Origin of the sequence: Streptomyces eurythermus (assembly GCF_014649115.1) — a bacterium.
Taxonomy (GTDB): Bacteria; Actinomycetota; Actinomycetes; order Streptomycetales; family Streptomycetaceae; genus Streptomyces; species Streptomyces eurythermus.
This window is the reverse complement of sequence record NZ_BMSK01000023.1, coordinates 1-20,567: the sequence shown is the minus strand read 5'-3', so window position 1 is coordinate 20,567 and position 20,567 is coordinate 1. Positions and strand designations below refer to the sequence as shown.

General features: G+C 71.9%; 17 protein-coding genes, 1 pseudogene and 1 riboswitch. Of the genes and pseudogenes, 10 read left to right on the top strand and 8 right to left on the bottom strand.

The genetic code is table 11. The features are described from left to right. Complete coding sequence (locus tag IE251_RS33735) at window positions 1–1,572, top strand: NADH-quinone oxidoreductase subunit M (RefSeq protein ID WP_189756749.1); 1,572 nt, start codon at window positions 1–3, stop codon at window positions 1,570–1,572. After that, window positions 1,569–3,218: an NADH-quinone oxidoreductase subunit NuoN gene (gene nuoN, locus IE251_RS33730; protein WP_189756748.1), complete on the top strand. Its 1,650-nt coding sequence runs from the start codon at window positions 1,569–1,571 to the stop codon at window positions 3,216–3,218. Before IE251_RS33735 ends, nuoN begins: the two co-directional genes overlap by 4 nt. Window positions 3,219–3,295: 77 nt before the next feature. Here nuoN and IE251_RS33725 read toward each other — a convergent pair whose 3' ends face one another. Further along, on the bottom strand, window positions 3,296–3,898 hold the full coding sequence (locus tag IE251_RS33725; protein WP_189756844.1) for a Uma2 family endonuclease: 603 nt from the start codon (window positions 3,896–3,898) through the stop codon (window positions 3,296–3,298). A gap of 211 nt (window positions 3,899–4,109) precedes the next feature. Here IE251_RS33725 and recQ point away from each other — a divergent pair, with 211 nt between their 5' ends. Then, on the top strand, window positions 4,110–6,107 hold the full coding sequence (gene recQ, locus IE251_RS33720) for a DNA helicase RecQ (RefSeq protein ID WP_189756747.1): 1,998 nt from the start codon (window positions 4,110–4,112) through the stop codon (window positions 6,105–6,107). A gap of 79 nt (window positions 6,108–6,186) precedes the next feature. On the opposite strand, the gene IE251_RS33715 is transcribed toward recQ, so the two are convergent. Next, a complete protein-coding gene (locus IE251_RS33715; protein WP_189756746.1) occupies window positions 6,187–7,125 on the bottom strand; it encodes a M56 family metallopeptidase in 939 nt (312 codons plus the stop codon). A 243-nt stretch (window positions 7,126–7,368) separates the two neighbouring features. Then, window positions 7,369–8,586 carry a fumarylacetoacetase gene (fahA, locus tag IE251_RS33710; RefSeq protein ID WP_189756745.1) on the bottom strand — a complete coding sequence of 406 codons (1,218 nt, stop codon included), beginning with the start codon at window positions 8,584–8,586 and terminating at the stop codon, window positions 7,369–7,371. 262 nt (window positions 8,587–8,848) lie between these two features. On the opposite strand from fahA, the gene IE251_RS33705 reads away from it, so the two are divergent. After that, a complete protein-coding gene (locus tag IE251_RS33705; protein WP_189756744.1) occupies window positions 8,849–9,661 on the top strand; it encodes an HAD family hydrolase in 813 nt (270 codons plus the stop codon). Between the two features lie 29 nt (window positions 9,662–9,690). Here IE251_RS33705 and IE251_RS33700 read toward each other — a convergent pair whose 3' ends face one another. Next, on the bottom strand, window positions 9,691–10,179 hold the full coding sequence (locus IE251_RS33700; protein ID WP_189756743.1) for a transglycosylase SLT domain-containing protein: 489 nt from the start codon (window positions 10,177–10,179) through the stop codon (window positions 9,691–9,693). A 2-nt stretch (window positions 10,180–10,181) separates the two neighbouring features. Beyond that, window positions 10,182–10,362: riboswitch (cyclic di-AMP (ydaO/yuaA leader) on the bottom strand. A 587-nt stretch (window positions 10,363–10,949) separates the two neighbouring features. On the opposite strand from IE251_RS33700, the gene IE251_RS33695 reads away from it, so the two are divergent. The 4 genes from IE251_RS33695 to IE251_RS33680 all read left to right on the top strand — a co-directional run bounded on the left by IE251_RS33695 (window position 10,950) and on the right by IE251_RS33680 (window position 15,472). After that, on the top strand, window positions 10,950–11,960 hold the full coding sequence (locus IE251_RS33695; protein ID WP_030778358.1) for a polyprenyl synthetase family protein: 1,011 nt from the start codon (window positions 10,950–10,952) through the stop codon (window positions 11,958–11,960). Between the two features lie 419 nt (window positions 11,961–12,379). Further along, on the top strand, window positions 12,380–13,594 hold the full coding sequence (locus IE251_RS33690) for a LolA family protein (RefSeq protein ID WP_189756742.1): 1,215 nt from the start codon (window positions 12,380–12,382) through the stop codon (window positions 13,592–13,594). Between the two features lie 32 nt (window positions 13,595–13,626). Then, complete coding sequence (locus IE251_RS33685; RefSeq protein WP_189756741.1) at window positions 13,627–14,598, top strand: ABC transporter ATP-binding protein; 972 nt, start codon at window positions 13,627–13,629, stop codon at window positions 14,596–14,598. After that, window positions 14,585–15,472 (top strand): ABC transporter permease, encoded by an 888-nt coding sequence (locus tag IE251_RS33680; protein ID WP_189756740.1) that lies wholly within the window; start codon window positions 14,585–14,587, stop codon window positions 15,470–15,472. The genes IE251_RS33685 and IE251_RS33680 overlap by 14 nt, the downstream gene beginning before the upstream one ends. A gap of 25 nt (window positions 15,473–15,497) precedes the next feature. On the opposite strand, the gene IE251_RS33675 is transcribed toward IE251_RS33680, so the two are convergent. Then, the gene (locus IE251_RS33675; RefSeq protein ID WP_189756739.1) at window positions 15,498–16,094 is read right to left on the bottom strand and encodes a flavodoxin family protein; all 597 of its coding nucleotides are present in this window, start codon (window positions 16,092–16,094) and stop codon (window positions 15,498–15,500) included. 230 nt (window positions 16,095–16,324) lie between these two features. Between IE251_RS33675 and IE251_RS33670 the strand changes: the two genes are divergently transcribed. Further along, window positions 16,325–17,446 carry a hypothetical protein gene (locus IE251_RS33670; protein WP_229897044.1) on the top strand — a complete coding sequence of 374 codons (1,122 nt, stop codon included), beginning with the start codon at window positions 16,325–16,327 and terminating at the stop codon, window positions 17,444–17,446. Window positions 17,447–17,599: 153 nt separating this feature from the next. Here IE251_RS33670 and rarD read toward each other — a convergent pair whose 3' ends face one another. Continuing rightward, window positions 17,600–18,556, bottom strand: coding sequence for an EamA family transporter RarD (gene rarD, locus IE251_RS33665; protein WP_189756738.1), 957 nt, complete (start codon window positions 18,554–18,556; stop codon window positions 17,600–17,602). Between the two features lie 175 nt (window positions 18,557–18,731). Further along, window positions 18,732–19,586 carry an SDR family oxidoreductase gene (locus IE251_RS33660; RefSeq protein WP_189756737.1) on the bottom strand — a complete coding sequence of 285 codons (855 nt, stop codon included), beginning with the start codon at window positions 19,584–19,586 and terminating at the stop codon, window positions 18,732–18,734. 95 nt (window positions 19,587–19,681) lie between these two features. On the opposite strand from IE251_RS33660, the gene IE251_RS33655 reads away from it, so the two are divergent. Beyond that, window positions 19,682–20,116 carry a winged helix-turn-helix transcriptional regulator gene (locus IE251_RS33655; protein WP_189756736.1) on the top strand — a complete coding sequence of 145 codons (435 nt, stop codon included), beginning with the start codon at window positions 19,682–19,684 and terminating at the stop codon, window positions 20,114–20,116. A 13-nt stretch (window positions 20,117–20,129) separates the two neighbouring features. On the opposite strand, the pseudogene IE251_RS33650 reads toward IE251_RS33655, so the two are convergent. Next, window positions 20,130–20,567: pseudogene (locus IE251_RS33650) on the bottom strand (2-oxoacid:ferredoxin oxidoreductase subunit beta); the annotation flags it as partial.

The following is a 20,567-nucleotide window of genomic DNA, read 5'->3' as shown; positions in this document are numbered from 1 at the left end:
ATGTCCTTTCCCCTGCTGACAGCGACGGCGGCGCTCCCGGCCCTCGGGGCCGTCGCCACGGCCGCCGTACCGGCCGCCCAGCGCACCGCCGCCAAGTGGCTGGCGCTGCTCGTCTCGCTCGCCACGCTCGCCCTGGCCGTCACCGTCCTGGTCCGCTTCGACCCGGACGGCGAGCGCTACCAGCTCACCGAGAACCACGCCTGGATCAGGGACTTCGGGGTCAGGTACGAACTGGGCGTCGACGGCATCGCGGTGGCGCTGGTCGCGCTGACCGCCCTGCTGATCCCGTTCATCATCCTCGCCGGCTGGCACGACGCCGACCCGCTGGAGACCGGCAGCCGGCGCTGGCGGCCCACCCAGGGCTTCTTCGCGCTGATCCTGGCGGTGGAGGCGATGGTGGTCATCTCGTTCGAGGCCACGGACGTCTTCGTCTTCTACATCTTCTTCGAAGCCATGCTGATTCCGATGTACTTCCTCATCGGCGGCTTCGGGGACCGCGCCCACGCGCACGGCGAGGAGACGGCCGCCACCCAGCGCTCGTACGCGGCGGTGAAGTTCCTCCTCTACAACCTGGCCGGCGGTCTGATCATGCTGGCCGCGGTGATCGGGCTCTACGTGGTCGCCGGGTCCTTCTCGCTCAGCGAGATCGCCGACGCCCGCGCGAACGGCACGCTGCACATGGCGACGAGCACCGAACGCTGGCTGTTCCTCGGCTTCTTCTTCGCCTTCGCGGTGAAGGCGCCGCTGTGGCCGCTGCACACCTGGCTGCCCAACGCCATGCAGGAGGCCACCGCGCCCGTCGCCGTCCTCATCACCGCGGTCGTCGACAAGGTGGGCACGTTCGCGATGCTCCGCTTCTGCCTCCAGCTGTTCCCGGAGGCCAGCAAGTGGGCGACGCCGGTCGTCCTCGTCCTGGCCGTGATCAGCATCATCTACGGCGCGCTGCTCGCCGTGGGCCAGCGGGACATCAAACGGCTGGTGGCCTACGCGTCGATCTCGCACTTCGGCTTCATCATCATGGGCGTCTTCGCGATGACCAGCCAGGGCCAGTCCGGGGCCACGCTGTACATGGTCAACCACGGCATCTCCACCGCCGCGCTGATGCTCGTCGCCGGTTTCCTCATCTCCCGGCGCGGCTCGCGGCTCATCGCCGACTACGGAGGCGTGCAGAAGGTCGCCCCGGTGCTCGCCGGCACCTTCCTGATCGGCGGCCTGGCCACGCTGTCGCTGCCCGGCCTCGCCCCGTTCGTGAGCGAATTCCTGGTGCTGGTCGGCACGTTCACGCGCTACCCGGTGATCGGGATCATCGCCACCTTCGGCATCGTCCTCGCCGCCCTGTACACCCTGGTGCTCTACCAGCGGACGATGACGGGCCCGGTGAAGCCGGAGGTCTCGGCGATGCCCGACCTGCGCGCGCGTGAGGTGCTGGTCGTGGCCCCGCTGATCGTGCTGCTGATCTTCCTGGGCGTCTACCCGAAGCCGGTCACGAACATCGTCGACCCCGCGGTCAAACAGACCCTGTCCGACGTACACAAGAAGGACCCCCGGCCCGAGGTGGAGGCGGCCAAGTGAGTACAACAGCCGTCCACAGCCTGTGGACAACCGCGGCCGAACCGATCACGAAGATCGACGCGCCGAAGATCGAGTACGGACAATTGTCGCCGACGCTGATCGTCATCGGCGCGGCGCTGGTGGGGGTGCTGATCGAGGCGTTCGTGCCGCGCCGGTCCCGCTACTACGCGCAGGTGTTCGTGTCCGTCGTCGCCCTGTGCGCCGCGTTCGCGGCGGTCGTCGCGCTCGCGGCCGACGGGTACGGCACCACGAAGGCGCACATCGCGGCCATGGGCGCGATCGCGGTCGACGGTCCGGCCCTCTTCCTCCAGGGCACCATCCTGCTGGCCGGCCTGGTCGGCCTGTTCACCTTCGCGGAACGGCGCCTGGACCCCGTGGCGCACGGCAACCGGGTCGACTCCTTCGCCGCGCAGGCCGCGTCCGTGCCCGGCAGCGACAGCGAGAAGGCCGCGGTGCGGGCGGGCTTCACCACCACGGAGGTCTTCCCGCTGCTCCTGTTCGCGATCGGCGGCATGCTGATCTTCCCGGCGGCCAACGACCTGCTGACCCTGTTCGTGGCCCTGGAGGTCCTCTCCCTGCCGCTGTACCTGCTGTGCGCGCTGGCCCGGCGCAAGCGGCTGATGTCGCAGGAGGCCGCGGTCAAGTACTTCCTGCTGGGCGCGTTCGCCTCGGCGTTCACCCTGTTCGGCATCGCGCTGCTGTACGGCTACGCGGGCTCGGTGTCGTACGCCCGCATCGCCCAGGTGGTCGACGGCACCGTCACCGACGTCGACCCCGCGCTCGCCGACACGATGGGCAACGACGCGCTGCTGCTGATCGGCGGCGCCCTGCTCGTCATGGGCCTGCTGTTCAAGGTGGGCGCCGTGCCGTTCCACATGTGGACGCCCGACGTCTACCAGGGCGCGCCCACCCCCGTGACCGGGTTCATGGCGGCGGCGACGAAGGTGGCCGCGTTCGGCGCGCTGCTGCGCCTGCTCTACGTCGTCCTGCCCGGCCTGCGCTGGGACTGGCGGCCGGTGATGTGGGCGGTGGCGATCATCACCATGCTGGGCGGTGCGGTCGTCGCCATCACCCAGACCGACATCAAGCGCCTGCTGGCGTACTCGTCCATCGCGCACGCCGGGTTCATCCTCGCGGGTGTCATCGCCACGTCCAAGGACGGCGTGTCCTCGGTCCTCTTCTACCTGGCGGGCTACTCCTTCGTGACGATCGGCGCGTTCGCCGTGGTCACGCTGGTGCGGGACGCGGGCGGCGAGGCGACCCACCTGTCCAAGTGGGCCGGGCTCGGCCGTCGCTCGCCGCTGGTGGCGGCGGTCTTCGCGGTCTTCCTGCTGGCCTTCGCCGGCATCCCGCTGACCTCCGGGTTCGCGGGGAAGTTCGCCGTGTTCAAGGCGGCGGCGGACGGCGGAGCGGTCCCGCTGGTCATCGTGGGTGTGATCTCCTCGGCGATCGCCGCGTTCTTCTACATCCGGGTGATCGTGCTGATGTTCTTCAGCGAGCCGAAGCCGGAGGGCCCGACCGTGGCCGTCCCGTCCCCGCTGACCATGCTGGCCATCGGCATGGGCGTGGCCACCACCCTGGTCCTCGGCATCGCCCCCCAGTACTTCCTGGACCTGGCGGGCCAGGCGGGGGTCTTCGTCCGCTGACACCCACCTCTTGCATGCCGCTGCCCGGCACCCATCTTCAGTGGGGTGCCGGGCAGCGTGTTGTTGTTTGCCCCCTGTTACCGGTCTTTTGCGGGCCGCGCCTTGATCATGGTGAGGTCCAGGGCGATCGGGAACGGGGCGTCCACCTTCATCTCCTCGCGGAAGATCCCCACGCTGGTGTAAGCGCCGATGGTGGGCTCCAGCTCGAAGGCGTGCACGGCGGCGCGACCCTTTTCGTCCTCGACCCTCCAGTAGTGGGGAATCCTTGCCCGGGCGTACTTCAAGGGCTTGGTCTCACGGTCGCGGGAAACGGAATCCTCGGAGACGACCTCGATAGCCAGCACGATGGCGTCTGCGGGGAAACGGGTCTGATCAGACGTCGTCCACGCGTCCGCACGCAGCACGATGACATCCGGCTCAGGCCGGTTCTGCCGATCGATGTCGATGGTGAACTCGCGGAACACCTCCAGATCGGAGGGTGCCAGAGACTGCAGCTGCCACTTGAAGAAGTCGACAACTCGCTCGTGAAAGGCGGTCTGCGGACTCACGAAGACCAGGCTCCCGTCGATCAATTCCGTATGCGGAGGAAGATTCGGGAGGCGGTCCAGGTCGTCGGCGGTCCAGCCGCCCTTCGGCGGGATCGGCCAGCTGGACGCGGACGCCTTCGGTGCGACGCTCATCAGTGCTCCCATGGGACGGAGTCTCGCCGGTGCATTCAGACTATCGGCGGAAAACGGGCAGGTCTCCCGCGAACGTGTGAACGACACTCGCGTGCTTGACGTGCGATTCCTCGGCCGGCCTGTGGATAACTCCGAGGCTGTCGGTGCGGGCCCCTATCGTTGAGGGAGCGGTCGACAGACGACACACGGGGGACCGGCGGGGGACAGGACGATGGGCGTGATGGGCGGAATCAGCGAGATGCCACAGGTGACCGAGGGGCCGGGCGCGGCCGGCAGCGAGGCGTTGGCCACGCTGCACCGGGTCTTCGGATTCGATGCCTTCCGGGGCGAGCAGCAGGCGATCATCGAGCATGTGGTGGCGGGCGGCGACGCCGTCGTGCTCATGCCGACCGGCGGCGGAAAGTCGCTGTGCTACCAGATCCCGGCCCTGGTCAGACCGGGTACGGGCGTGGTGGTCTCCCCGCTGATCGCGCTGATGCAGGACCAGGTGGACGCCTTGCGCGCCCTCGGTGTCCGGGCCGGCTTCATGAACTCCACGCAGGACTTCGACGAGCGGCGGGTGGTCGAGGCCGAGTTCCTGGCGGGCGAACTGGACCTGCTCTATCTGGCACCGGAGCGGCTGCGCCTGGACGCCACGCTGGACCTGCTCTCCCGGGGCAAGATCTCCGTCTTCGCGATCGACGAGGCGCACTGCGTGTCCCAGTGGGGCCACGACTTCCGCCCCGACTATCTCGCCCTGTCCCTGCTCGGCGAGCGCTGGCCGGACGTCCCGCGGATCGCCCTCACCGCCACGGCGACCCGCGCCACGCACGAGGAGATCACCCAGCGGCTGAACCTGCCGACGGCCCGGCACTTCGTCGCCAGCTTCGACCGGCCCAACATCCAGTACCGGATCGTGCCCAAGGCCGACCCCAAGAAGCAGCTCCTCGCCTTCCTGCGGGAGGAGCACCCGGGTGACGCCGGCATCGTCTACTGCCTGTCGCGGAACTCGGTGGAGCGCACGGCGGAGTTCCTGACCGCGAACGGCATCCAGGCGGTGCCGTACCACGCGGGCCTGGACGCCTCCGTGCGCGCGGCGCACCAGTCCCGGTTCCTGCGCGAGGACGGCTTGGTCGTGGTCGCGACCATCGCCTTCGGCATGGGTATCGACAAGCCGGACGTGCGCTTCGTCGCCCACCTGGACCTGCCCAAGTCGATCGAGGGCTACTACCAGGAGACCGGCCGCGCGGGCCGCGACGGCCTGCCGTCCACGGCGTGGATGGCGTACGGCCTGAACGACGTCATACAGCAGCGCAAGCTGATCCAGTCCGGCGAGGGCGACGAGGCGTTCCGCCGCCGGGCCGCCTCCCACCTCGACGCCATGCTCGCGCTGTGCGAGACCGCCCGGTGCCGCCGCGGCCAGCTGCTCGCCTACTTCGGCCAGGACGCCGACGCGGAGGCCTGCGGCAACTGTGACACCTGCCTCACCCCGCCGGAGACCTGGGACGGCACGGTCGCCGCGCAGAAGGTGCTGTCCACGGTGGTGCGGTTGCAGCGGGAGCGCGGGCAGAAGTTCGGCGCGGTGCAGATCGTGGACATCCTGCTCGGCAAGCGCACCGCCAAGGTGATCCAGTTCGACCACGACCAGCTGTCCGTGTTCGGCATCGGCCAGGACCTCACCGAGGGCGAGTGGCGGGGCGTCATCCGGCAGCTGCTGGCGCAGGGGCTCCTCGCGGTCGAGGGGGAGTACGGCACGCTGGTGCTCACCGAGGCGAGCGGCGCGGTACTGCGGCGCGAGCGGGAGGTACCGCTGCGCAAGGAGCCGAAGAAGCCGGCCGCCTCCCGGTCCCGGTCCGCCGGCGGCTCCGGTGCCTCCGGCGGCGGCAAGGCCAAGGCCGCCGCGGCCGAGCTGCCCGAGGCACTGCTCCCCGCCTTCGAGGCCCTGCGGGCCTGGCGCGCCGAGCAGGCCAGGGAACAGGGCGTCCCGGCGTACGTCATCTTCCACGACGCCACCCTCCGGGAGATCGTGACCCGGTGGCCCGGCTCGGTGCGGGAGCTGGGCACGGTGAACGGCGTCGGTGAGAAGAAGCTGGTGACGTACGGCGAAGGCGTGCTCAAGGTGCTGGCCTCCCTGGACGGCGCCGCAGTGCCCGCGCCCGCCGGCGCACCGGACGACGCGGACTGGCCCGAGCCGGCCGACGAGCCCGAGCCGGAGCCCGACTGGGTCTAGCCCGCCCCGGCCCGCCAGGGCTCCCGGTGCACCTCCCGGGACGGCACCTGTCAGGACGGCGTCGTCAGGACAGATGCCGTCAGGACAGCGCCGTCAGCCCGGGGGCGAAGGTGATCAGCAGCGGCACCAGCGGCACCAGCGCGGCCACCGTCGTGGTCAGCGCCCGGTGCCGGCGCAGCAGCCGTGGCGGCGGCTCCAGCAGCCGGTCCACGCGCTCGCCCAGCAGCCGGCGGCTGGAGGCGCAGGAGAGCACGCCCCGGTGCTGGTTCAGCTCGATCAGGGCGAGCGCCGTGGTGAGGTGCCCGCAGCGCCGGGAGGCGGCGTCGTCGGCGGCCAGTTCGACCAGGCGGTGCGTCTGGTCGCAGAAGTGGGCGAAGAGCGGCACGCGCGGGAAGCCCGTGGCGAGCGCGGCGGACAGGTGCAGCAGCCAGTCGTGGTGGGCGCGGGCGTGTCCGCGCTCGTGGGTGAGGACGGCGTCGAGCTGGAGGTCGGTGAGGCGGTGCAGCGCTCCTGTGGTGACGACCAGCTGAGGCGGGTGCCCCGGCATCCACCAGGCGTCGGGGTACTCGTCCTCCAGCACCAGCATCGGCCCGCGCGGCGCCCGCAGTCCCGGCGGCAGTTCGGGGGCGCGTTCGCGCAGCTGCGCCCGGGCCTGGCCCCGGCTGCGGCGGGCCTCGAACAGTTCCCGGGCCAGCATGGCCGTCGTCCAGGCGGCCCCGCAGGCCAGCAGCAGGGTGAGGGCGGTGGTCCACACCGGGGTGGCGGACAGGTCGTAGGCGGCGGTGACGGCGGGCGGCGCGGGGGCGAACACATGGTCGCGGACGGTGTGGAAGACGGCCGCCGCGCCCAGGACCAGTGCGGTCAGGCAGCACAGCAGGACGGTGGCGACCAGACACTGCCACACCCACAGCGCGACCACGGGTTCCCGTTCGGGCCAGGCCGCCCGGGTCAGCGCGCGCGGCGCCGGTACGGCGGCCGCCAGGGCGACGGCGCTCAGCAGGAGCAGGCAGACGGTCATGCCGGGGCTCCGGTTCCTGGTCGGAAAGGTGTGCGGGTGCTGGGTGGTGCGGGGCACGCAGCGCACGGCCGCGCGGGGTGCGGATGCGTGTCCCCGTCAGTATGGCGAAGAAGGGCGGTGTGAGTCAGGTGCCGGCGGCGATCCGACCGGGAAAGGCGGCGAAGTCCCAGGTGGGGGAGGTGAGTTCGACGGGACCGGAACAGGGTCCCGGCCCCGTCGGCGCGCCGGCCGCCGTGCCGCGGCTCAGTCCGCCACGACGCGGCCCGTGACCTCGCCCAGCCCCACCCGGTGGCCGTCCGGGCCGGGAGCCCAGGCGGACAGGGTCACCACGTCCCCGTCCATCAGGAACGCCCGCTTGCCGTAGGGGAGTTCGAGGGGGTCGCGGCCGTTCCAGGTCAGCTCCAGCAGCGAACCGCGCTGGTCTTCGGCCGGGCCGCTCACCGTGCCCGAGCCGTACAGGTCGCCGGTGCGCAGCGAGGCGCCGTTCACCGTCATGTGGGCGAGCTGCTGGGCGGCGGTCCAGTACATGGTGGAGAACGGCGGTTCGGAGACCACGTGGCCGTTGATCGCGACGGAGATGCGGAGGTCGTAGCCGCCGGGTTCCCCGCCCGGGGCCGTGTCGTCCAGGTAGGGCAGCAGCGGGTGGGTGCGCTCGGGGGGTGCCACGCGCGCGTGCTCCAGCGCCTCCAGCGGGGTGATCCACGCCGAGACCGAGGTCGCGAAGGACTTGCCGAGGAACGGGCCGAGCGGGACGTACTCCCATGCCTGGATGTCCCGCGCGGACCAGTCGTTGAGCAGGCACAGCCCGAAGACGTGCTCGCGGAAGTCGCCGAGCGCCACGGGGCGGCCCTGCCGCGACGGCACGCCCACCACGAAGCCGACCTCGGCCTCGATGTCCAGCCGGATCGACGGGCCGAAGACGGGGGCGGGGTCGGCGGGGCCCTTGCGCTGCCCGGCGGGCCGTACGACGTCCGTGCCGGAGACGACGACCGTGCCGGCGCGGCCGTGGTAACCGATCGGCAGGTGCTTCCAGTTGGGGGTGAGGCTGTCCTCGGCGTCCGGGCGGAAGATCCGGCCGACGTTGCGGGCGTGGTGTTCCGAGGCGTAGAAGTCGACGTAGTCCGCCACCTCGAAGGGCAGGTGCAGGGTCACCTCGGACAGGGGGTGGAACAGCGGCTCGACGGTCGGGCGGTGCGCCGGGTCGGTGACCCAGGAGGTGACGGCGCGCCGTATCTCCGACCAGGTGGCGCGGCCGGCGGCCAGCAGCGGGTTGAGGGTGGGGGCGGCGAGCAGCGCCTGGTGGGGCGAGCCGACCGCCGCCGCCGTGGCGCCCGCGTCGAGGACGTGGTTCCCGAGCCGGACGCCGATCCTCCGCTCCGTGCTGCCGTTGGGCGAGAACACGCCGTAGGGGAGGTTGTGCGGGCCGAAGGGGTCGCCCTCGGGGACGTCGAAGGGGGGCATGGGTGCTGCCTCACTCTCATCCGTGCCATGCATGGCGAAGCGTTCCATGTGGTCGGGCCACACGTTACGGCCGACACGCGTGTCATGGGCAGTGGTCCTTGTGGCTCGGGGATTGCTCGAAAGAGTGCTCGCACGGGCCCACGACAGTTCGGCGGGCTTTCGTCACCGAGCAGGAACCGTAGGGCAGTTGGGGCCGGGCGGTACGGCGGGAACGGGGAACGGGGGATGAGTCGGCGGGGCCCGGGGTCCGTATTCTCTGGGCATGGCATCCACCCCGGCATATGCCCTCATCGCCACTGACCTGGACGGAACGCTGCTGCGCGGCGACGACACCGTCTCCGACCGGTCGCTCGCCGCGCTCGCGCGGGTGGCGCGGGCCGGGGCCCGGCACCTGGTGGTCACCGGCCGCCCGGCGCCGCGGGTACGGCCCCTGCTCGCGCGCCTCGGCGGCACCGGGCTGGCGGTGTGCGGGCAGGGAGCGCAGGTCTACGACGCCCGGGCCGGCCGGCTGCTGTGGTCGGTGCGGCTGGACCGGGAGCTGGCGGAGACCGCGCTCGGCAAGGTCGAGGCGGAGGTCGGGCAGGTGTTCGCGGCGGTCGACCAGGACGGCGAGGACGGGCTCACGCTCATCGAGCCCGGCTACCGGATGCCGCACCCGACGCTGCCCGCGGTGCGGGTCGGCCGGCGCGCCGATCTGTGGGCCGAGCCCATCAGCAAGGTGCTGCTGCGGCACGCCGAGCTGTCCGACGACGAGTTGGCGGCCGTGGCGCGTTCGGTGGTGGGCTCGCTGGCGACCGTCACCATGTCGGGGCCGGGCACCGTGGAGCTCCAGCCGAGCGGGGTGACGAAGGCGACCGGTCTGGCGCTGGCCGCCGAGCGGCTGGGTATCGGACCCGAACGGGCCCTCGCCTTCGGTGACATGCCCAACGACATCCCGATGTTCCGCTGGGCGGCGCGCGGTGTCGCCATGGCCGGCGCGCACCCCGAGCTGAAGGCGGTGGCCGACGAGGTGACGGTGTCGAACGAGGACGACGGTGTCGCCGTCGTCCTCGAAAGACTGTTCCCGGCCGCCTGACCGGGGGAAGGGCCGGGCGGCCGGGCCGGTCAGTAGGCGCCGAAGACGTTGTCGATCGACCCGTACCGGTCCGCCGCGTAGTTGCAGGCGGCGGTGATGTTCGCGACCGGGTCGTAGATGTCGAAGGACGTCCCGGCGACGTGGTACGCGTTGAAGGTGGGGTCGATGACCTGGAGCAGGCCCTTGGACGGGATGCCCTTGGCCGCGTTGGAGTCCCAGAGGTTGATGGCCGCCGGGTTGCCGGAGGACTCGCGGATGATGTTGCGGTGGATGCCGTTGTAGGTGCCCGGGATGTTCTTCTCGGCCATGATCGCGAGCGATTCGCGGATCCAGCCGTCCAGGTTGTCCGGGTATCCGGCGGGGGTGGTGCCCACCGTCGGGGCCGCGGTGGTGGCGGCGGACGCGGCGGTCGCGCCGATGAGCGGCAGGGCGAGGACGGCGGCGCCGGTGCAGGCGGCGGCGAGGGTGCGGACGAGGCGGGCGTTCCGGGTACGGCGGTGCTGAGCGGCAGCAGGCATCGAAAGGTCCTCTCCGGCGCCTGCGAGGTGAGCTGTCGGGTTCGGGCGGGGAGGCGCCCGGCCGTGCCCGGGAGGAGGCACGGCTTCACCCCAAGCCGTTCCGGCGCGGCGGATGCCGTCCGGCGCGGCGACTTACCTGGGTCCCCCGCTCCTGCCGTACGAAAGAGTTCGTGAATGGGTGACGCGGGCGGCGGCAGGATTCGGCGTCCGCCCGACGGCCGGAACGTATGCGAGAGCACATGTCGGGAACAAGTACCGGATTCATACAACGTGCCATTTGACCTTGATCGATGCCGTATGGGGTGCTTGATCCTTTGCGATCGCCAATCCTCAACTCGCCGACGGGGCAAGGGGGGCGGGCGCGGCGGTGGGCGGCGTGGATGGGCCGGACGAGTGACCCAATTCACGAAATAGCAAAAGACTTCAAATCAGACATGGGGGATTAGGGGGATTCAGGTCTGAAGTCCGGGTCGTGGTGGAACCCGGGATGTGGCGCGCGTCGTTGTCGTAGGGGCCGGCCGGGGAAGGCGAGGGAGAGGAAGGTGTGGAGAGGTCGCGACACGGCATCCGGATTACCGTTAAGTCGATATATGTCCCCTTATTACCGTGTGATCAAAACCATGCCGGTCATGATCCGATACCACCCGGGCTGGACCGGTGGGCGCTATCGGTGATCGAAACAGGACCGGATACGCTGACTTGAGTGATGGCAGCGACCTATCGACAAACCGTGTAATCGCCAGCAGACACCAGCAGACAGGAGACCCCTCGTGACCGTCGTCGGGCCGTTCGGGCTGAGCGTGCGGGACCAGGCTCTGGAAGCCGATGTCCAGGCCGGATTGGCGGCTGTCGAGGAAGGCTTGCTCGAAGCCACCAAGAGCGAGGTCCCGTTCATCACCGAGGCCGCGCAGCACCTCGTGCGGGCCGGCGGGAAACGATTCCGGCCACTGCTCGTGATGCTCGCCGCCCAGTTCGGCGACCCGTACGCGCCGGGCGTCGTGCCGTCGGCCGTGGTCGTGGAGCTCACCCACCTGGCCACGCTGTACCACGACGACGTCATGGACGAGGCGGCCGTACGGCGCGGGGTGGACAGCGCCAACACCCGCTGGGGCAACTCCGTCGCGGTCCTCACCGGCGACTTCCTCTTCGCCCGCGCCTCCCAGATCCTCGCCGACCTCGGTCCGGAGGCGGTCCGGGTGCAGGCCCTGGCGTTCGAACGGCTGGTCACCGGGCAGATCCTGGAGACCGCGGGCCCCTCGGACGGCCGCGACCCGGTCGAGCACTACCTGGACGTGCTGGCCGGCAAGACCGGCTCCCTGGTGGCGGTGTCCTGCCGGTTCGGCGCGATGATGTCCGGCGCCGGCGAGCGGGTCGTGGACGTGCTCACCCAGTACGGCGAACGGCTCGGCGTCGCCTTCCAGCTGGCGGACGACGTCCTGGACATCGCCTCCGACTCCCACGAGTCCGGCAAGACCCCCGGCACCGACCTGCGCGAGGGCATCCCGACGCTGCCGGTGCTCCGGCTGCGCGAGCGGGCCGCCCGGCTCGGGCTGGCCGAGGACATCGCGCTGTGCGAACTGCTGGACTCCGACCTCAGCGACGACACCCGGCACGCCCGGGCGCTGGCCGCGCTGCGCGCCCACCCCGCGCTGGAGCAGGCCCGCCGGGACACGGTCCGGTACGCGGAGGAGGCGCGGGCCGCGCTGGCCCCGCTGCCGGAGTGCGACGCCAAGGCCGCGCTGACGGAACTGTGCGACGCGGTGGTCCACCGCGCCGGCTGACCCGGTCCGGCCCGCTCGGGCCGACGCCGACGCCGTACCGTCCCGGCTTGACCGGCGTACGACCGTACGACTGTACGACCGCGCACCGACCCGCTGGCGGACCCCCGCACGGCCCCCGCCGGCCCCTGGTGTCCTTTCCGTGGCCGGCCCCCGATGTCCCCTCCGTGGCCGGATCCCGGCGTCCCTCATATGGGCGCTGCCTCCCTGACGACCCCTACGGGTCGCGGGGTGACACGGTCGCTGGGTGTCATACCGCAGGCGTAGGCGCAGTTGCCTCCGAGGGCTGACGCTTCCTGACGGCGGATTTGGTCATATGGAAACCGCACGCATCACCACTCCTCATCGATTCGGGTGAGAATGGCGGCTCAGGGTTGACCAGCGTGAGAACAGCCGCCGCCGACGACGGAGGTAAGGCACACATGGCACCGTACGAATCCGACGACGCAGTGGGCGCCGCGCGCGAGGGGGCCGCGCGGGACGGGGCCCCGCGCTCCGGCCGGCGCAAGGCCGCCCGGTATGCCGTTCCGGTCGCGGTGGTGGGGGTGGCGGCGGCCACGATCGGGCTCGTCCCGGCGCTCGCCGACTCCGGCGACCCCGATTTGCCGAAGATCACCGCGCAGCAGCTCATCGACAAGATGGCCAAGTCGGACGTGCAGCAGCTGTCCGGCACCGTGAAGATCACCACCGACCTCGGCCTGCCCGACCTCGGCGGCCTCGAGGACGGCCTGCTCTCCGGCTCCGGCCACGGCGGCTCCGGCGACGGCTCCTCCGCCGACCCGCGGTCCAGGCTCACCGAGCTGGCGACCGGCATGCACACCCTGCGGGTCGCCGCCGACGGCCCGGACCGGCAGAAGGTGTCGCTGCTGGAGCGCGGCGCCGAGTACAGCCTCATCCACGACGGCAAGGACGTCTGGGGCTACGACAGCAAGAGCAACGAGGTCTACCACTCCACCGCGGCCGGGTCCGGCAAGGAGCGCCGGGCCGAGCCGCCGGCCACGCCCGGGGACTTCGCCGAGAAGGCGCTGAAGGCGGTGGACGACACCACGTCCGTCACCGTCGACGGCACCGCGCAGGTGGCCGGCCGTGACGCCTACAAGCTGCTGATCCGGCCCCGGCAGTCCGGCACCACGGTCGGCGCGATCAGCATCGCCGTGGACGCGAAGACCTGGACGCCGCTGAAGTTCACGCTCACCCCGAGGAGCGGCGGCGCCGCCGTGGTCGACGCCGGCTTCACCCAGGTCTCGTTCGCCCGGCCGGCCGCCTCCACCTTCGACTTCACCCCGCCGAAGGGCGCGAAGGTCACCGAGGAGAAGGACGCGGCGGCCAGGACCCCGGCGCCGAAGCACGACGAGGACCTCGCCGGGGGCCTCGGCGGGCTGGACGTCCTCGGCAAGGGCTGGACGTCCGTCGCCACCGTCGACACCGGCGCCAAGGGCGGCCTTCCCACCGGTTCCCAGGGCGGTGACCTCGGCGGCTTCCTCGGCTCGCTCGGCGACCCGGTCTCCGGGAAGTTCGGCAAGGGCACGGTCTTCTCCACCCGCCTGGTCAACGCCCTGATCACCGACGACGGCAAGGTGTACGCCGGCCTGGTGACGAAGGAGACCCTGGTGAAGGCGGCCGACGCGGGGAAGTGACCCCAGGGGACCGACGAAACGAGGGGAAGCCGATGGACGAACGCGAGCGTGGCGGCCCGCCGGACGGTGATCCGGCGGGCGTGATCGACACGCGCGGGCTCACCAAGCGCTACCGCGGCGGACAGCTCGCCGTGGACGGTCTCGACCTGACCGTCCCCAAGGGCAGCGTCTTCGGCTTCCTCGGCCCGAACGGCTCCGGCAAGACCACCACCATCCGGATGCTGATGGGCCTGATCGAACCGACCGCGGGCACGGTCCGGCTGCTCGGCCGCCCCATGCCGCGGGCGGCCCGTACGGTCCTTCCGCAGGTCGGGGCCCTCATCGAGGGCCCCGCGCTGTACGGCTTCCTCTCCGGCCGGGACAACCTGGTGCGCTACGACTCCGCCGACCCCACCGCCGACCCGCGCACCCGGCACGCGCGCGTGGCCGCCGCGCTGGACCGGGTCGGCCTGACGGCGGCCGCCGGCAAGAAGGCGAAGGCGTACTCGCTCGGCATGAAACAACGCCTGGGCCTGGCCGCCGCGCTGCTCCAGCCGCGCCGGCTGCTCGTGCTGGACGAGCCCACCAACGGCCTCGACCCGCAGGGCATGCGCGAGATCCGTACCCTGATCAGGGAGCTGGCCGCCGACGGTACGACCGTGTTCCTCTCCTCGCACCTGCTGGACGAGATCGAGCAGGTGTGCACCCACGCGGCGGTCATGGCGCAGGGCCGGCTCGTCACCCAGGGCGAGGTGGCCGACCTGGCGGCCGGGGCGCGCGGCCGGCTGGTCGTGACCACTCCGGACCCGGCCGAGGCGGCCCGGGTGCTGAAGGAACTGGGCGTCGGGGACGTGACCGCCGACGGCGACCGGGTCACCGGTGAACCGCCCGGGCGGGATCTCGCCGAGGTGACCGCGGCCCTGGTCACCGCCGGGGTCCGGGTCCGGGGCCTGACCGTCGAACGCGCCTCGCTGGAGGACGCGTTCGTGGCGCTGACCGGGGAGGGCTTCGATGTCGCGGGCTGAGTACCCGACCGGGGCCGCCGCCGTGCGCCGGCCGAACCCGCTGTGGGCCCTCGGGCTGCTGCGCAGCGAGCTGGTCACCACCGTCCGGCGGTGGCGCACGCTCGCCCTGCTCGGGGTGCTGGCCGCGGTGCCGGTGCTGATCGGGGTCGCGGTGCGGATCGAGACCCGGGGCGGCGGGCAGGTGGGCGGCGGGGGCGGCGAGGGCCCGGCCTTCATCGCGCAGATCACCAACAACGGGCTGTTCCTGGTGTTCACCGCGCTGGCCGCGACCCTGCCGTTCTTCCTGCCGATGGCGGTCGGCGTCGTGGCCGGCGACGCGATCGCCGGGGAGGCGGGCGCGGGCACCCTGCGCTATCTGCTGGTGGCCCCGGCCGGCCGCACCCGGCTGCTGTTCACCAAGTACGCGACCGTGCTGGCCTTCTGCCTGCTGGCCACGCTGGTGGTCGCGGTCTCGGCGCTGGCCGTGGGGGCGCTGCTGTTCCCGTTCGGTGAGCTGACGACGATCTCCGGCACCCGGATCGGCCTCGGCGAGGGGCTGGCCCGCGCGCTGCTGATCGCCCTGGTCGTCGCGGCGTCCCTGGTGGGGGTGGCGGCCCTCGGCCTGTTCGTGTCGACCCTCACCAACAGCGGCATCGCGGCCATGGCGACCACGGTCGGCCTGCTCATCACCGTGCAGATCGTGGACCAGATACCCCAGCTGCACGCGGTGCAGCCGTACCTCTTCTCGCACTACTGGCTGTCGTTCGCCGACCTGATGCGCGACCCCGTCTACTGGGACGACCTGATGCGCGACCTCGGCCTCCAGGCGCTGTACGCGGTCGTGTTCGGCTCGGCGGCCTGGGCGCGGTTCACGGCGAAGGACATCAGCGCCTAGGCGCCGGGCGGCCGGTGCCGTGGGTTCAGGCGGCGTCGGCCGTCTCGTACGGGAAGCGCGCGAGGGGCGCGTCCTGCGCGAAGAAGGTCTTGGCGCGGGTCAGCGCCTCGGTGTCGTTCAGGACGTCGCCCGGCTTGCTGCCGTTGCCCAGCAGTACGCCGCCGAACCGCATCCCCATGTACGCGGCCGAGTAGCGCAGGGTGCCGGCGTACGGGCCGGCCACGGACAGCTCCTCGTGGGCGAGCGCGGCGACGCCCCAGAGGGTGCGGCCGGCCATCCTCGCCTTGAAGTCGAGGCCCGGGATGCGCAGCCAGCCGGACCAGTGGTCCAGGTAGCGCTTGGTCTGGGCGGAGACCGAGTACCAGTACACCGGCGAGGCGATCACGATGTCCGTGGCCTCGAGCGTGGCGTCCAGCAGCAGCCCGAGCGGGGTGTCGGACGGCGGTCGTACGTGGTCGCTGTCGTGCCGCAGGTCCTCGAAGTCGGGCAGCGGCTGCCCGGAGAGGTCGATCCAGCGCTGTCCGACGTCGTCGGGGAGCTGTTCGGCGGCCCGGCGGGCCAGCAGCTCGGTGTTGCCTTCGGCGCGGGCACTGCCCAGGACGAAGAGAAAGCGGCGGCTCATGAGGTCTCCCGGGTGCGTCAGGTCGTACCAACGAACAAGGTGCACACGCATCTTATGCACACGCATTCAACTGGCGCCAGGGGGTTCTCGACGTCAGGTTCACGGCGCCAGGGGGCGCGCTGGTGCGAGGCTGTGACGTCGCGGTGACCCGGCAGCCGTGGGCAGCCGACACACTGGTGGTCAGGATGCGTAGGACCGGATCGCGACGCCGGGGGAGTGGAGGGACACCGATGGCTGGACTCAGCTTCGAGAAGAAGCGGGCGCCGCGGACCGTGGGGTACCCGGCGGCGGTGCCCGTCCGGGTGTACGGCCCGGAGAGCGCCTCGGTGGACGGGGTGCCGGTGGCCGCGGCGCCCGGCGAGGAGATCCAGCAGGCCGTCCTGAACCGCCTCCAGAGCCTGGCCATCAGCGTCGGGGCGCCCATACACGCCACGGTCCACGACGACCTCGCGGGCTGTGTGGTGCCCCTGGAGGTCTCGGCCGACGGCTCCAGCCGGGTGACCGGCGAACCGGTCCGGCTGACCACCCCTCGGACACCGGACACGGCCCCTGCGGCGCACACCGCGCCGGGCGGCACACCGGGCACCCCGCAGGCACCGGCCGGCCCGTTCGGCCCCGTGCCGGCGACCGACGCGCGGCCCGTGACCGACACGCGGGGCGCGGGCACGGGTACGGCCTCGGGTGCGGGTGCGGGTGCGGGTGCGGGTGCGGGTGCGGGTGCGGGCGCGGGTACGGCCTCGGGTGCGGGCACGGGTACGGGAGCGGGTACGGCCCTGGGTCTGGGGCTGCCTCATGACGAGCCCGCGCCCGCGCAGACCCCGGCCCGCGGCTTCGACGCGGTCGCCGAGGAGGTGCTCGGGGACGGGCCGCTGACCGAGACCGCCGAGGGCGCGGAGCTGCTCGCCGAGCCGATGGGCCGGATCAACGAGGCCGTGCGCGCGGGCCGTATCGACGCGGCGGCGGAACTGGCCGAACGCACGCTCGCCGAGGCCTCCGCCGTGTTCGGCCCGCACCACGCCGAGGTGCTGCACGTGCGCGAGCTGTCCGCCTACATCGCCTACCTGGGGGACGATCCCGTGCGCGCCTGCCGGCTGTCGCTGGAGCTGGCCCGGCTGCGCCACCAGGCCCGGGACGGGGAGGCGGCCTACGGCAACCTGCAGAGCGCGGCGACCGCGTGGCGTGCGGTGCGCGACCCCGAGGAGGGCCTGCGGCTGGGCCATGAGCTGATCGGCCTGTGGGCGGACCTCTCCGCCGAGCCGGGTCCCGCCGCCGACGACCTTCGCCCGCTGGAGGCCGCCCGCGCCCGCATGGTCCGTCTGACCGACCGCGCGGCGAAGGCGGCACGGGCCTGACCGGCCCGGCGGCCTGCCCGTAGGACCCGTAGTACCCGTAGTACCCGTCCTGCCCGTAGTACCCGTGGTACGGCCCTGCCCGTAGTACCGGCAGCACCCGTAGTACCCGTAAGACCCGTAGTACCCGTAAGACCCGTAGCACTCGCGCCCCGGTCAGACGTCCGCGGGTGCCGACGAGGGTGTCTCGGTGGTGCGGGGCGCCGGTTCGGGGAGTCGGCGCGGGCGCCGGGAGAAGCGCAGCGCGTCGACCGTGAGCAGCACCAGCGCCAGCCAGACCAGCGCGAACCCGGCCCACCGCTCGGCCGGCATGGCCTCGTGGAAGTAGAGGATGCCGAGCAGGAACTGGAAGACCGGGGCCAGGTACTGCAACAGGCCCAGCGTGGACAGGGGCACGCGGATCGCCGCCGCGCCGAAGCAGACCAGCGGCACGGCGGTGACCAGGCCGGTGGAGGCGAGCAGGGCGGCGTGTCCGGCGCCCTCGGCCGCGAACGTGGCGTCCCCCTGCGCGGCCAGCCAGATCAGATAGCCCAGCGCCGGCAGGAACTGGATCGCGGTCTCGGCGGCCAGTGACTCCACCCCGCCGAGGTCGACCTTCTTCTTGACCAGCCCGTAGGTGGCGAAGGAGAAGGCGAGGCAGAGCGAGATCCACGGCGGACGGCCGTAGCCGACGGTGAGGACGACGACGGCGGCGAGGCCGACCGCGACCGCCGCCCACTGCGCGGGCCGCAGCCGCTCCTTGAGGAGCAGCACGCCCATCGCGATGGTGACCAGCGGGTTGATGAAGTAGCCCAGCGAGGCCTCCACGACGTGGCCCGCGTTGACCGCCCAGATGTACACGCCCCAGTTGACGGTGATCACGGCGGCTGCCACGGCGACCAGACCGAGCCGCCGGGGCTGGCGCAGCAGCTGTCCGGCCCACGCCCAGCGGCGCACGAAGAGCAGCGCGACGGCGACCACCACCAGGGACCACACCATGCGGTGGGCGAGGATCTCCGCGGCCCCGGCCGGTTTCAGCAGGGGCCAGAACAGGGGCACCAGGCCCCACATCCCGTAGGCGGCGAAGCCGTTCAGCAGGCCTATGCGGTGCTCACCCTCGGATTTCCCGGCCACCGGCCCCTCCCTCTCGCTCGCGCGCCCGGTGCGGACGCGCGAGCACGAAGGTAGCGCCGGACGCCCTCCGGTGTCATGTTCGTTTCGTCATACGGTCATGACAGGGGAGGGAGGGGCGGATGAGCAGGCCCTTCGGCCAAGCCGGCGCTCCGGCCAAGCCGGCCCTGTTCTCGGTTCAGTTCTTCAGCGCGGCCGTGACGGCCTCGGCCAGCGGAGTGGTGGGGCGGCCGATCAGCCGGGACAGGTCGCCGGAGGAGACGACCAGCTCGCCCTCGGCGATCGAGGCGTCCACGCCGGCGAGGATCCCGGCCAGCGGCTCGGGCAGCCCGGCGCCGGTCAGGATGCCGGTGAGGTCCGCCACCGAGACCTGCCGGTAGACGATTTCCCGGCCGGTCTGCCGGCTCAGCTCGGCCGCGTACTCGGCGAAGCTCCACGCCTCGTCGCCGCCCAGCTCGTACGTGGCGTTCTCGTGGCCCTCGCCGGTCAGCACCGCGACCGCGGCGGCGGCGTAGTCGGCGCGGGCGGCCGAGGAGACCCGGCCGTCGCCGGCGGCCTGCACGACCGCGCCGTGCTCCAGCACCGGCGCCAGGTGCTCGGTGTAGTTCTCGTGGTACCAGCCGTTGCGCAGCAGGGTGTAGGGCAGGCCGGAGGCGAGCAGCACCTTCTCGGTCGCCCGGTGGGCGTCCGCCAGCGCGGCCGTCAGGGTGCCCGGGGCGCTGGTGTAGGCGAGCAGCGCCACGCCGGCCGCCTTGGCCGCGTCGATGACGGCCGTGTGCTGCGCCACCCGGTCCTTGTCGACCTCGCTGCCGGAGATCAGCAGGACCTTGTCGCCGGCCGTGAACAGGCCGTCCAGGGTCTCGGGCGCGTTGTAGTCGGCGACGGCCAGCCGTACGCCCCGCGCGGCGAGGTCGGCGCCCTTCGCCGCGTCCCGGACGACGGCGGTGATCCGCTCCGCCGGGACCTTCTCCAGCAACTGCGTCACGACATGACGGCCGAGCTGTCCGGTGGCTCCGGTGACGACGATGCTCATGTTGTCCGACTCCTTGGGATCGATGTCCTGATGACACCGACCGTACGGGAAGCGCTGTGGATGAGAAAGTACCCACTTTGAAGTAAGGTACTGGCATGCCGGTAAGTAAGAGTGGGGCGGACGCGGAGGCGCTGTGCCCCCACCGCCTGGTCCTGGAGCACGTCACGAGCCGCTGGGGCGTCCTCGTCCTGATCGAGCTGCTGGAGCGGTCGTACCGGTTCAGCGAGCTGCGCCGGGCGGTCGGCGGCTCCAGCGGGCGGACCGTCAGCGAGAAGATGCTCACCCAGACCCTGCAGACCCTGGAGCGCGACGGACTGGTGCACCGGGACGCCAAGCCGGTCATCCCGCCCCGCGTCGACTATTCGCTCACCGACCTCGGCCGCGAGGCGGCGGAGCAGGTACGGGCCCTCGCCCGATGGACCCACGACCGCATGGACCGGGTCGAGGCGGCCCGCCGGGCGTACGACGACGCGCGGGACACCGGCCGGACACATGACGAGGCCCGGGACGTCCGGTCCCGGGCCTCGTGAGTCGGCGGGAAGGTCAGCCCACGACCGTCCAGGTGTCGCCGCCCGCGAGCAGTGCGGCGAGGTCGCCCTTGCCGCGTTGTTCGACGGCGGTGTCGAGTTGGTCGGCCATGAGGGTGTCGTAGACGGGCCGGTCGACGGAGCGGAAGACGCCGATGGGGGTGTGGTGGAGGGTGTCGGGGTCGGCGAGGCGGGAGAGGGCGAAGGCGGTGGTCGGGGACGCGGCGTGCGCGTCGTGGACCAGGATGTCCGCCTCGTTCTCCGTGGTCACGGTGACGACCTTCAGGTCACCGGTGGCCCGGTCGCGTACGACCCCTCGTGTGCCGTCGGCGCCGAACCGGATGGGCTGTCCGTGCTCCAGACGGATCAGCGCCTCCTGGGCCTGTTGTTTGTCTTTGAGGGCGTCGAAGGCGCCGTCGTTGAAGATGTTGCAGTTCTGGTAGATCTCGATGAG